The following is a 14,557-nucleotide window of genomic DNA, read 5'->3' as shown; positions in this document are numbered from 1 at the left end:
TATGAAAACAACAAACTTTATGTACACAGATCAGAAAAACAGTATGAAGGTGTATACCGTATTAAAATCAATGACCTTATTTTTAGTATCACTCATTCTTTTGACGAGCTGTGAAACAGCAGATGATGTTGATATCATAACAGAAATACCAGATGATATCGCTCAAGTTTTTGGAGGATTAGAATATAATAATAGTATCACAGAAGCCCGTGAAAATGCTATTCAAAACTTTACGATAGACGCTTCAACAGGAGGGCTTATTATAGGAGAAGACGGTACACAATTGTATTTTCCGCCTAACGGACTTACACATTTGGGAGGAGAAGCAGTCACTGGCGATGTAGATATCGCATTCATAGAAATTTACAGCAGAGCAGATATGCTTACACAAAACCTACCGACCAATGGAAAAAAAGATAATGGCGATGTAGTGACGATTATTTCTGGAGGGGAGTTCTTTATAAATGCCACTCAAAACGGGAACCAACTGGTAGCGCAAGTCCCCTTTGAGCTTACCGCACCTACAGATACTTTTGATCCAGAAATGACGGTATTTGTACCAGAAAATTGTGACAGATTAGATTGTGATGTGGTATGGGAAGAAGATGAAGATGCTGCTATAGAAGGAGGTGAAATTCAAAATGCTGACGGAAATTGGACCTCTGCCTATGTTGCACCGCTTACCAACTTTGGATGGACTAACTTAGATAGATGGTGGTCGTATGCAGGTCCTAAAACCATGGTATTTGCAGATGTTCCTGAAGGATTTAATGAAACTAACAGCGCTGTATATGTATCCTACGACGGAGAACCAAATGCACTCGCACTGTTTGACACCTATGACACAAACTTAGAAATGTTTACAGAACATTATGGACAAATGCCTATCGGATTAGACGTTCACTTTATATTTGTCTCTGTACAAGACGGTGATTATGTATATGCCATCCAATCAGCTACTATTGGTGCAGATCATATCGAGACCTTCGCTACGACACAAACCACTACAGAAGCAGGCCTTACCGCATTAATCAATGCGTTACCATAAGAATCTTAAATAAAATCAGGATAAACCTCAGAGCAGCACTATCGCTCTGAGGTTTACCCTTTTAGTGACATTCATTGTTTTTAACTATATTTAAATGCATTTACTATCCCCTTCTTGCATATAACTAACTAACTATCTTATGAAATATGTTCAATTCCTATGCACGATAGTTTTGGCGGGATGCCTAGCTATAAGCTGTTCTGAAGATCACGATTGCGAGGAGGGCATCGTTGAAACTCCCAATGCCATAACCCCTATAGACGGAGCCGATTATGCAGCAAGTCTTATGGAGTGCAGACAACCCAAAGTACAGACGTTTACCATACAAGGATTTGCAGGAGGTCAACTTATTGGTGCGCAAGGAGGCGTTGTTTCGATTCCTGGACAATCCTTATTTAATCCAGATGGTACGATCATAGATGGCGAGGTAGAAGTCAGTATGCTAGAAATGTTTACCTCAGGTGATATTGTCGCTTGCCAATTATCGACCAATACCCGTAATGCTACCGGAACCATTGAACCTACCCTAAGCGAGGGCTTGTTATTTTTTGACATTCGTTTTAATGGAGAACCTGTCGTCATACAAGGAGAAATACAAATTTTTATTCCCGAAGAAAATAATACAGAGGAGCTTTTATTTTTCAATTCACCTTCCTGCCCAGACCTCAATTGTAGGGTCACTTGGGAAACTATTGGAAGTGCTTTCCCTACAGAAATAGACGATCCCATAGGAAACATCACTACAGGCTATAGCGGCAGTACTTCTCAGACGGGTTGGTATAGTATCGCACAGTTTAATCCTAGTCAAAATGAAAGAACAACAGTATATAATGTCCCTCCGGCTGGATTTAACGACACCAATAGCAATGTCTTCCTTAGCTATACCAACGATAAGATTGCGGTAAGCCTTTTCGAGCAGTACGACCTGAATCTAGGCGTCTTTAGTGAGGTGTATAACGAAATTCCATTAGACACTCAGGGACACCTTATTTTTATCTCAAGACTCGATGGGATATTTCGACTAGATACGTCTCAAATAAGCGTAACACAAGATATCATTGGAGCCACCACCAATACCAGTGAGCTTGCCGAAGATCAAACAATAACGGTTATTAATTCGCTATAAGTCATGACGAAAAGAATTTTCAATACCGTTCTCTTTGTAAGTCTTGTAACATTTTCGGGCTACACGCAAACAATTCCGCTAGACACTTTGACCAGAAGTGCTCCTATATTTTATGATGTGTTGGGCAACAAAGTCACGTATGGCGCAGAAATGCCCGAACTTAATCAAATTGCAGGCGCTCCTAAAGCATTTTACACCTATTACTGGGAACTAGGGGATGGCAACTATAGCTTTGAAAAAGAACCTAAGCACACCTACAAAAAAGAAGGAACCTACGAGGTAAAATTATGGAGCACCAATAATTATGACAATGGCAAACCTCCTGCCAGCCGGCCTAAAAAAGTGGTGATTTCTGATGCTTCCGATGAAGAAGCGAGTGTGGATGGTTTTGCTTTCGCGAAAGCGAACCCAGTATTCAAACCCGATGAAGATCTACTTATACGTACCAATAGAGACCCTTTACCAAGTCAAGAAATGGTACTGATCACGAGTTACAAAAACACCAAAGACTACGTCACTAACGGAAAACTCTACCTGTTTTATAACGACAAGAGTTTTAAGGACAAAAACTTTATACTTACAGACACCCGACTGCATCACAACGAAAAAATAGAACAAAATGAAGATTTTGTACATCATGCAGGTACTGATTTTTCTCAAGAATACCTTGCCTCCACCTATCCGTCAGAGTTACGAGAACGCACGCTCGTTGTCCAAGACAGTACAAAAAAAACCAACCTTCCGCTCACGCTTGAAGAATCTCAAGAGTTGTACCTTAACAGCCAAGTCATCACCTTTACCAATATGCAACCTGGCGAAGAGCGCAATGTCTTTCGTACGCTAGAAACTACGCCAGAAATGATTAAAGATACCAGTGCCATTGTCACCCTACGAAGTATCTATGTCCCTGACGAAAATTATGAAAACCACACCGTAAAAGACACCGAACTAGAAATTGTCACTTCTCATGACCCTAATAAAATGTCCTCCAATGGCACGCTGATGAATTATCGCTTGGTACGCTTTAAAAAACTTAAATTTAAAGTCCGTTTCCAAAATGATGGTGAAGGGCCTGCAAATACGATTAGGCTTGAGGTAGATACCCCTGAGATGTTTGACAAAAACACCTTAGAGATTAAAGACATGTATCCCCAATGTCGCATCTGTCCCAAAGATCGTGAAGTCAATTATTCCTGCCTAGACACTATTCTTCAAAAAGATAAAATCATTTTTACATTTAAACGTATTTACCTCCCAGGTACCGCTCAAAAAAACGTCACCGAAAAGGATTCGACAAAAGGATTTGTGAAATATGCTATGAAGTTTGGCAAGGATTTTCACAAAAAGAAAACCCGAAGTCGTACGGCTATTTACTTTGATAAAAACGAGCCGATTTATACCAATTATAGCACCACTCGATTTACGCCTGGCATTTCTATAGGCGCCAGAGCTGGGTATATTTTTAATCCCGATCTAGACAATGCCACCGAAGTATTTGCAGGCATCACCCTCTCCCCTTTTAAATCGTATCGTGGGTATTTGCAAGCAGAACTTTTCTTCTCCACCACCTCTTTTGACAACTTTCGGAATTTTGAAACCATCGAAACCAATGATATTGGGATAGAAAGTATCACGCGATTCACAGAAGAGGCAACAGCACGCAATATTACTACCTATCTGGTCCCTATATCCTATCTATATAACCTCAACAATTTTATTGCTGTAGGAGCGGGTCTCCAACTTAAATTAGACCTAAGCCGTGAATGTAATCAAACCACTACGGGCGAATTTTTCTTAAATATTCCTGGAGAAGGTGAAATCCGCGACGAAACGCAAGATACTTTCCAAGAAACAGATTGTAATAAAGGCGTAGGCAATTTTCAATCTGGAGTTTTTGCCGACATTAATTTTGGTGGTGTTCGGATAGGTCCAAGCGCAGGCATTCGATATGTTTCTAATTTTAATGCCCCTAATGCTCAGATTCAAGTCTACGGACTTTGGAAATTTTGACCGATGAGAATGCGCCAACTATTCTATATGTTACTAGTGGTTTTTTGCACGTTAACTAGTCATGCGCAAGAAGACCTTTTTTACAACGCTTTAGATGCCTTTTTAAACAACCCAACGCCTCAAGAACTCTCTAAACTCATACAAGAAACAGATACGTTACCCATTTCAGATGCTGATAGCCACCTAGCAAAAGTGGTCGTAGACTGTAACATTGCGTATTACCAAACTCGCTATGGCGATATTGCTGCGGCCATCTATCGATATGAAGCGGCTTTGGATCGTTACAAGGCACAACAGTTAAGCGGATATGATATGGTGGACGCTGCGATGATTCCGCTAGGTAATTTATACACACAAACCAATGCATATACCGAAGCAGAACATATGATACGGGGGTATATTGCGCTTTCGCGAAAAGCGAACCAAAACAACCACCTCCTTTCAGGTTTGATTAATCTTTCTGTCCCACTACAAAATCAAGGCAAGTATGAAAACGCCATACGTGTGCTGGAAGAAGCCAAAAAACTAAGCCCTGAAAATATTGACATTAGGATGAATTTAGCGACAAATTACTTTAGCAAGGGAGATCATACCCAAGCGGAAGCATTAGCGCAAGAAGTTATCGCATCAGATCCTAATCAAGTCAACGGATATAAATTACTGGCACAAATTGCGATACGACAACAAAATTATCTAAAGGGGGAACAACGCTTACAAAAAGCACTTCAAGTACAACTTTCTAAGACATCTACACCTCAACGTTCACTTGCAAAAATAAAGCTTTTACTGGCGCAGACGTATGCTTCAAATCAAAACATAACAGAAGCGAAAGAGCAGCTACAGCAGCTGTATCGCATCTGGTTTGTAGATTATACAAATGATCAGGAATTCCCAAATGAGACGCAACTTTTTGGCGAAAACACTTTAGTAGACGCGCTAGATCTTCATGCCGAGCTTTTCTCCTTCCAACATAAAAACGAAGAGGCTCTCAAGGCGTATGCACTTGCCGCCCACGTAGCCGATTTATTAAATAATGACCAACTACAGCAGGTCTCAAAACTACGATTACAAGCCAGTGACAAAGTCCGTTCAGAAAAAAGACTTGCTCTGATCTATGATCTTTATAAAAATGAAAAAGAGGAAATCTGGTTAGAAAAAGCACTTCGCATCAGTGAACGTTCAAAATCGACGGTGGTACTAGAATCAAGTCAAGATAAAGCTTTGTTATCAAAACACGCTAACGACAGCTTGGTGATTGCCTATCAGCATCAAGGCGTACAGCTTTCAAGATTAGAGACCCAATTATGGAAACTTCGTAGCGCCCAAACAACTAACTTACAACAGATAGAGGAGTTACAAATGGCATATAGCAATACCATGCTATCGCAACGTAACTTACGGCTTCGTATCGCAGAGAAATATCCTACATTAAACACACAAGAATCTTCAATATCGTATCCACTTCTCAAAGAAAAGGTCAAAGAAAAAGAAGAAACGGTAGTCAGTTATTTTTTTGGCAAACAGGCAATCTATCAATTCATCATAGGGCCGGCGACAACGCATTTTGAAAAAATCGCACCAGATCAAACAGCGCGAGATATGATATTTAATATCTGTGTGCGTTACAATCGGTATTTTGAAGACGCCTCAAAGATCAACAATGCGCCTGATGCTTTTAAAAATGATGCACATGCATTGTACACCCTTCTCAAACTCCCTGTGACTGAAAAAATAATCATTATTCCAGATGGAATGCTCGCTTTTTTACCTTTTAGTACTTTACTAACTGAACCATCGGAAGGGGTTATTTTTGATCAAATGTCTTTTTTACTTCAATCGACAACCATTACGTATCAGCTTTCAGCAACGCAGTATCTCAAGGCACCAAAAACATCAACAAAACCCACGTCTGTGCTGGGGGTTTTTCCAGTTTTTGAAGGTTCAGAATTGGCACTTACGTACTCTATTGAAGAAGCCAATGCGATCAAGGAAATATTTCCTACGAAACTATTAATGAGAGATGAAGCAGGCGCAGAAGCGGTATTTCCCTCTAACGCATTTAAGGACGGTATTACAAATGATTATACCATTTTACATTTTTCTACCCATGCGCGTGGCGGAGGCTTTAACACTCCAGCCGAGCTACAATTTATGGGTCAGACAATCACTGTTAATGAATTGTATGGTCTCAACTTACAACCAGATCTTGTCGTTTTGAGTGCTTGTGAGACAGGAGTGGGTAGTATCGCTACAGGGGAAGGAACGTTGAGTCTAGCGCGAGGGTTTCAATATGCGGGTGCTCCCAACCTATTGTTCTCTCTATGGAAAGTAAATGATAAAGCCACCTCCCAACTGATGGGTGATTTTTACAAAAACCTGAAGGATACGTCTTCAAAAACAATAAGTCTCAAACAGGCACAACAAACCTACCTAAGTGACAAAACCATTTCTAACGCAAAAAAATCACCCTATTATTGGGGCGCCTTTGTCTATTATGGTACACCTGAAGAAGTAGTGACCTCATTTTCGTGGATATGGATTCTCGGAATCATAATTTTTGGACTATTTTTGATGCTCATTGTTTACAAAAAGTATGGCATCACTTCGTGAATTTTTAATAGAAAAAGGATACACACGCATACGGTTATTTCCGACACTTACGCAACATCTAGAAATTACGGCAAAAATTAATGGCGTAAAAGGTTCTTTTATATTAGATACTGGAGCTTCTAACTCCTGCATTGATTTTAAATATGCAGAGCATTTTAAAATCACAAGTGAAGAGAGTGAAGTCCTAGCCGCTGGAGCTGGCGCTACCGATATGCGTACCGAATTATCAAAAGAAAATAGTATCAAAATAGGCACTTGGAAACGACAGAATATTAATCTTGTTCTTTTTGACCTCTCTCACGTGAACATCGCTTTGGAAAATCACAATACACCCGCTGTACACGGAATTTTGGGAGCTGATATTCTCAACCTTGGAAAAGGGATCATTGATTATCAATACAATTGCCTTTATCTTAAGAAATAAAAATATAGTTATCTTGTAAGCTGTGATGTTACTCAAAATCCTCATCCCTAATGAGAGTATTACTGCTGTTTATTTTTTTGCTTATCAATATAGTAGGTCTTGCACAAGACAACAGCCTATATAAAAAACAATTTAGCCAACAAGACGGGTTAGAAATAGACGAGGTACAGGCACTCGCATTTGATCAAAATGGATTTCTTTGGCTAGGAGGTGGCACAAACCCATCTCGCTCTAAAATTTTAACCAATACCAACCCAACACTGTTACAACGTTTCAACGGAAACTCTTTTCATACCATCCCACTCCCCACCGATAAAGAAAACAACAACATTATTGATATTTTCAAAAGAAAGGATGGGCAATTTTACATCGTTACAGATAGTTCATTGTTCCTTTTCAATCCAATTAGCACAGAGTTTACACAAATAAAAGTGCCGGAAGACACAGGAATATCCCCTGTTTTTGAATATGAAGGGAAAAACTATATCATCACTCAAAATGGGCTTGAAATCATTATCAATAGCATACACCCTGATCTACGTCTCGTAGAACGATTTCGATTTACTACAACGGTAAATCGTATTCTAATAGATAAAAAAACACAGTTTATTCCTTTTGAGGATATCATAGTAATAAGTGACGACAATTTTCCTATCACCTTTGTTAATTGGGATGGAAAAGTTTTAAAAACTATTGATGCCAGCGATTTTGAAAATGAAAGAGAGCGCTCTTTACGCAAAAAATGGATAGACGCACACTTTCTAAAAAATGGACAACACTACGTCCTCTTATACAATAATCCTCAATTATATAGCATCGCACCTAAGACCATGGAGTTAATTGCAGTAACTTCTAATGAAAATCAACTTTTCAGTGACAACTTAAAGACGTATAGTGACCCAAAAGGAGGACATACCATTATCTCTTCGTATAATAAAGAACTATCTATACAATCGCTAGACGACACCAATCAATTAACTACTGTATACAATAATAAAAGTTTTGGTAATACTGGACGCATAGAAATCGTATCAAAAGATACAAATCATGATGTTTGGTTTACGGCTAATAACACACTACATTATATAAAATTCTCATCAGACATCATCACAACCTTACTTCCTAACAAAGAAATAAGAGCCATCACTTCCCTCTCTCAAAAAGAATATCTTATTGCCACGGAGAAAGATGGATGGTATCTCTTTAATAGTACGAATAACACCATAAAACCCTATGCCACTTTCGAAAAAGGAGACGTTTTAAAACCATACTCTTCCCGTAATTTTTTTCTAGAAGGCAGTACCATTTGGAGTAATGATACTTCTGGAGGAATTATTAAGGTAGACACCTTAACAAGAGAAACACAATATTACAGACATTATCCAACCATCTGTATGGTACGACCAACAGACTCTACCATCATATATGGAACCAATGGATATCATCTTATGGAGTTTAATACACATCAGAAAACTCATACTCCTTTAATATCAACAGATTCCTTAGATATTTTTGATCTTGAATGGCGTCAGGCTGACAACTATATCGTAGCAAGTACAAACAAAGGATTACTTACCTATGACCTCAATTCAAAGGAGCATGCATTTTACAATGACCCTACACAACTTCCCGACCCCTTTCTTCTCATGGGAGAGTACCACCCTGAATACGGATATATCCAAGGATCGCGCTCAGGAATCGTAACCACTTTTGACCTCGCAACCAAAGAATTCAAAACCCTTTATCAAGATGAACTGCAAGCAGGTATCGCTACGATACTTTTTGACGATCAAGACAACTGGTGGATCAATACGTTTAACGGTATTGTCTCCTTCAACCTTGAATCAAAAAAAACAAATCGTTTTTCTGTAAAAGACGGATTTACAAACAATGAAGCAAATCGGTACAGTGCTTTAAAAACAAAACAAGGCTTTTTAGTTGGTACGATACAAGGATTGAATTTTTTTAAGCCTGACGTTTTACAACCAGAAATTAACGATGCTCAAATTACGCTTTTAAGGGTGAGCGCTTATAATACACAAGAAAAAAAGTATACCATATCTCATGATCAGTACGCTTTTTTACCTGCCGACAGGTATGGCGCGAAATCGAGCTTGCGAGATTCACGACCATCGGGAGAGCGAAGTGGTAAAGCGGAAACCATCACTCTCCCGTCAGAAAATCGTGCATTAGAAATTGATTTTGCACTCACCCAACTCGATATTACCAGAAACGAACGTTACCGCTATCGACTTGATAACAAAGAATGGGTAGCTATTGGAAATACACAATCCATACGCTTTCCAAACCTTGCCGCAGGACGATATATACTTGAAATTGAAGCCTTGAATTTTTCAGGTAAAAAAATTGGAAAATCACTTTTAGTCCCGATACATTCTGAAGATTTCTTTTATAAAACCTGGTGGTTTTTTCTAGCAATCACACTTAGCATTATGAGTATTCTTCTTTGGATGCTTAGACAACAGCAATTACGAAAACGCCTACAGGAAGGGTTCTCACAAGACTTAATGCAATCACAAGAAGAAGAACGCGCTCGGATTTCAAAAGATTTGCATGACAGTGTGGGTCAGCAACTTACGCTCATCAAACAAAAACTTCAAGAACAAGGAAAGACAGACGTAAGTGAACTTACACATAAAGCACTTGAAGACATACGCCATATATCTCGCGGATTGTATCCTAGTATTATCAAACAACTGGGTCTTAGTGGCAGTGTTGAACAAATGCTATATGATATAGATGAACAAACCGACCTTTTTGTATCTGCCGATATTGCCGACATAGATGATTGTTTTGATTCAAAAGCCGCATTACATATTTACCGATTTGTTCAAGAAAATGTATCTAATGTGATGAAGCACGCTTTCGAGGAGCAAAGCGACGAAGAAGTTTATGCTGAGCAACGTCGAAGCACGAAAGCGATCTCAGTCACCATTCAACAACAGCAAAAAACCATTCTTATAACCATCCAAGACAATGGGAAAGGATTTGATGTTACTGAAAAACAAAAAAACAATAGTCTCGGTTTAAAAACCATGGAAGAACGTATTCGTATATTAGCAGGGACGTTAACCATAGAAAGTAATCCAACATCTGGAACAGTAATTACAGCACAAATCCCCCATAGCCATGCAAAGAACTGACATCCAACTACTCATTGCAGATGATCATCCCTTATTATTAGAAGGGCTAAAAAATGCGTTACATGCCCAAGGATATCCTCATATAGAGGCGGTAAGCAACGGCGCTTTGGCACTAGATTATGTTCAAAATGAAAAACCTCATGTCGCACTACTCGATATTGAAATGCCCTTATTAACAGGATTTGAAGTCATTAAAAAATGTCAAGAGCTACATGTTAAAACCCGTTTTATCATACTTACCTCACATAAAGAGAAAGGCTTTATTTTAAAAGCTAAAAAACTCAACATTGCTGGGTATATAATTAAAGATGAACCCTTCAGTGAGATTGATAAATGTATCCAAGCCGTCGCCTCAGGAAACACCTATTTTAGTGCTACTTTTGATGCCATATTTGAACGGCAAATTAATCCAGAGTTACAAAAAGTAAAACTCCTCTCCCCTTCTGAACGTACCATCTTACGTCTCATTGCTCAATGCAAGAACTCTAAAGAAATCGCAGAATTATTGACCATTTCTATACGTACGGTACAAAAACATCGCGCAAATATCATTAACAAATTAGAATTACCTACAGGGATAGATTCCTTATCTATATGGACTCAAGAACATCAAGAACTCCTCCTCTCCATCTAATTTATTCCCGTGAAGGCGGGAATCTTATCATATAAACTGAAACCTCATCGTGATACGCATCACATATAAAGGTTACCTCAAGCTGTCATCGTGAGCCTGTCGAAGGAACAGTCTAGAGCTCTTGTAGCTATGAACTAACTATCAAAAACTTCTTAACTCCTCTCGAAGAGACATACACTTTCCCGATACTAACATATATAAAGCCTCTTTTTTAGGGCTATATCATATTCTCTATCCCTTTTCATTCTCGTGAAGGCGGAAACCTCATCATTAACAACTTTAGTATTCTCAAAACATTCACTCTCTTTTCGACATCAATTTCAAACACTACGTCCCCCTACGTATTTTTTGCGGTAGGTACGTATATAAAGAAAAATCTTATGCCTATTTTTACATCCTAAACTAACATCCCCATAGTTATGAAAAAAGTATTACTATTACTCTCTATTTCCGTACTTACTATATGTGTATTACAAGCGCAAACCACCTTTACCTATACTGGAACGGGTAATTGGACAGACACTGCAAATTGGAGTCCCTCATATCCAGGCACCACCTTAAATACGGGAGATACCGCATTTATAGAAGCAGGGGCAACTGTTAGTACTACTACTTCTACAATGATACAAGGGCAGGTATTTAATTTTGGAGAATTTAACAATAATAGCCTTTTAACTATTACTGGAAGTTTCTTAAACCGTTCAGTATTAAACAACACCAACACAGGAACACTAACAATTAATAATAGTGGGGTCTTAAATAATAATGCTAGTAGTTTCATAAATAACAATAATGTCATAAATAATAACAGCGGAGGAACCATTGTCAACTTTGCTACTATAAACAATAACCTGAGTGGGACTCTGAATAATAATGGGGGTGCATTACTAAGAAATGATAATGGATCTGGACAAATAAACAATAGTGGTTCTATAATACTCTCACAAAATGGCACTCTTTTCGGAAGAAATAGCTTTCATATAGGTAATCAAATCAATTCAGGTATTTTAGTTCCTGGAAATGGCATTGGTATCTACCGTTTTAACAACGACTATACGCATCAGATGACGGCACGTCTAGACATCCAAATCGTAGGAGCCACAACAGTAGGAACAGACTACGATCAAGTGGAGGTTATTGGAAATACACAATTGGCTGGCACCCTCAATGTGAGTTTACCGTCTGCCTTTGTTCCTCAAATAGGAGATAGTTTTACCATTTTAACTTCAAATTCAATTTCTGGTACATTTGATACTGTAAACTTCCCTACTATTCCAAATGGTGTATTTAACATCACATATACTTCTACAGAGGTTATTCTTACGGTTTCTTGTCCTACAACCACTACCTATACCATTGCAGGAGGATGGGACAATGGCGCACCTACATCTTCTGTAAGAGCGATCATTACTGAAGATTATGATACAGCCACTATGGGTCTTGGTGATATCACCGCCTGCGAATTGATTGTAAATACAGGAGCCACTCTTACGGTTTCAGATGGTAATTTTATAAGCGTAGAAAACGATATCACCATAAACGGAATGCTTGATGTAGCAAACACTGGTAGTGTGGTACAAGTAGCAGAAGATGCCATTACCATTAAAAATGGGGATATTACTATACATAAAATCACCCCACCTATTGCTGCTAATAATTTTGTAGTTATGGGTGAACCTATGACTAATGGTAGAATTCGTGATAACGTTTATGAAAATTCCAGGGCTGTATTTTCTATTATCCCTTGGAATTTCGTTCCTTTTCCAATTGATTTTGATGTTTTCCCTGAATTTGAATTTTCAGAAAATTTCCTAGATGACAACAATGATTATCTATTTGAAATTCCTTATGATCCATTTGTACCAGGTGAAGGACCACCACCAATACCAGGTATGCGCAATCCAGGTCAAGCTCTATTGGTTTTCCCATCTTCTTCCGTAGATGATCCAGTACAAACCTATAATCTAGATTATACCATAGGAACTCTCAATTCTGGCACCATCACTGTTCCTATTAATTACAATGGTCCTGCAACAACAAATAACTATAACCTTCTTGGTAATCCGTATCCATCGGCAATAGATGTCACTGCGTTTATCAATGCAAATGATGCGGTAAATGAAGTGTATTATTGGGATCATATCACCAGTCCATCATCTGATCTTCCTGGTTTTGGAACCAGTAATTTCTCTATGAATGATGTTTCTGTACGCAATGCCATGATGGGTATTGCTGCTGTAAACGGTGGAACAGAGCCTGGCCAGTTTATGGCCTCTGGACAGGGATTTGGAATCAAAGCAGATCAAGCCGAAATGATGGCAGGGACACCTGTAGTCTTTACCAATAGCATCCGAGTAACAGGAAATAATGATGGCTTTAGAAATCCTGAAACTCAAACAGGAATTGATAAACTTTGGCTCAATCTGACCACTACCGCTTTTGAAGAAGCGATGGCACAAACAGGGATTGGCTTTACCTCTAATGCTACTCCAGCTATTGACAAAGGCTATGATACCCCGCGATTGGGAACGTTTTTATCCTTATTTACAACGGTGGATTCTGGGGAACTTTTAGGCATTCAAGCCAGAGAAACTTTTAATACAGATATGGAGATTGCCCTTGGTTTTTCTACGTCTATTGAAGAAGTAACTCCGTACACTATAAGCATTGATAAATTTGAAGGAATCGCTATAGAAAATGCAACCGTGTTTATTATTGATCATGTGTTAAATACCATTGTCAATTTAAATGAACAACCTTATACATTTACAGCTCAGAAAGGGTTACACACAGACAGATTCACGATTGTATTCCAAGATCGTGACGTATTGAGTGCAGACGGAGAAAGCTTTCGCGAAAGCGTAATTAACCTCTATCCTAACCCATCACAGGGTCAGGTGACAGTGGCTTATGCTGGACCTTCAACACTTGAAAAAGCTGTCATTACAGACATCAACGGAAAAATCATCAAACGCATCGATCTTCAAAACTTTGATCAAACACAGACGATGGATCTAGGGGATCTTGCAACAGGGATGTATTTTATGCAGATTACATCGCAGGAAACTACCGTTACTAAAAAGCTACTAATACGATAATTGGGTGCTCCTATCATATAAGAACACTCACCCTAAAATGGCGTATTGATTGGGGGATCACGAAACCATTTTATAGAAAAGACCGAACGTATGTTCGGTCTTTTATTCCTTATAAAACAGTCATAATCGTTCAATAACCTTATAATCTTAATACTTTTCAATGATACTTAGAGATGTGATTAACGAAGAAAAACACCTGTCTACCTCATATCTTATTCGGTTTGGTTTTTACAAATTACCCCATGGGAATTTTTATAGAAGACGCTACTTTTTCTAATGACAAGTGATGTTACTTAGTTGAATGCAGAACAATCAAAAGGATGATAGCGTAATAGCAAAGAGTCTCTTCAAACACATCATATATTGAGAGACCGTTCGTATCTGTAAAGCAAAAAAACCGAGCCAGTTGGCTCGGTTTTTTTATATAGTTATGTGTTGCAAAG

At 38.6% G+C, this 14,557-nt stretch carries 8 protein-coding genes; all 8 read left to right on the top strand.

The features are described 5' to 3' along the window. Position 1 precedes the first annotated feature (1 nt). The 8 genes from ACFO3O_RS12220 to ACFO3O_RS12185 all read left to right on the top strand — a co-directional run bounded on the left by ACFO3O_RS12220 (position 2) and on the right by ACFO3O_RS12185 (position 14,114). On the top strand, positions 2 to 1,048 hold the full coding sequence (locus ACFO3O_RS12220) for a hypothetical protein (RefSeq protein ID WP_379979175.1): 1,047 nt from the start codon (positions 2 to 4) through the stop codon (positions 1,046 to 1,048). A gap of 139 nt (positions 1,049 to 1,187) precedes the next feature. Beyond that, positions 1,188 to 2,174 (top strand): hypothetical protein, encoded by a 987-nt coding sequence (locus tag ACFO3O_RS12215; protein WP_379979173.1) that lies wholly within the window; start codon positions 1,188 to 1,190, stop codon positions 2,172 to 2,174. Between the two features lie 3 nt (positions 2,175 to 2,177). After that, a complete protein-coding gene (locus tag ACFO3O_RS12210) occupies positions 2,178 to 4,184 on the top strand; it encodes a DUF7849 domain-containing protein (RefSeq protein ID WP_379979171.1) in 2,007 nt (668 codons plus the stop codon). Positions 4,185 to 4,211: 27 nt separating this feature from the next. Beyond that, complete coding sequence (locus tag ACFO3O_RS12205; RefSeq protein WP_379979169.1) at positions 4,212 to 6,794, top strand: CHAT domain-containing protein; 2,583 nt, start codon at positions 4,212 to 4,214, stop codon at positions 6,792 to 6,794. Beyond that, positions 6,778 to 7,218: a retropepsin-like aspartic protease gene (locus tag ACFO3O_RS12200; RefSeq protein ID WP_379979167.1), complete on the top strand. Its 441-nt coding sequence runs from the start codon at positions 6,778 to 6,780 to the stop codon at positions 7,216 to 7,218. Before ACFO3O_RS12205 ends, ACFO3O_RS12200 begins: the two co-directional genes overlap by 17 nt. Positions 7,219 to 7,268: 50 nt before the next feature. Beyond that, positions 7,269 to 10,382 carry a sensor histidine kinase gene (locus tag ACFO3O_RS12195; protein ID WP_379979165.1) on the top strand — a complete coding sequence of 1,038 codons (3,114 nt, stop codon included), beginning with the start codon at positions 7,269 to 7,271 and terminating at the stop codon, positions 10,380 to 10,382. Beyond that, complete coding sequence (locus tag ACFO3O_RS12190; protein ID WP_379979163.1) at positions 10,369 to 11,016, top strand: response regulator transcription factor; 648 nt, start codon at positions 10,369 to 10,371, stop codon at positions 11,014 to 11,016. Before ACFO3O_RS12195 ends, ACFO3O_RS12190 begins: the two co-directional genes overlap by 14 nt. Positions 11,017 to 11,435: 419 nt before the next feature. Beyond that, positions 11,436 to 14,114 carry a T9SS type A sorting domain-containing protein gene (locus ACFO3O_RS12185; RefSeq protein ID WP_379979161.1) on the top strand — a complete coding sequence of 893 codons (2,679 nt, stop codon included), beginning with the start codon at positions 11,436 to 11,438 and terminating at the stop codon, positions 14,112 to 14,114. The last annotated feature ends 443 nt before the right edge of the window (positions 14,115 to 14,557 follow it).

This window comes from Dokdonia ponticola (assembly GCF_042653865.1).
GTDB classification, from domain to species: domain Bacteria; phylum Bacteroidota; class Bacteroidia; order Flavobacteriales; family Flavobacteriaceae; genus Dokdonia; species Dokdonia ponticola.
This window is presented reverse-complemented; position numbering and strand designations above follow the sequence as displayed.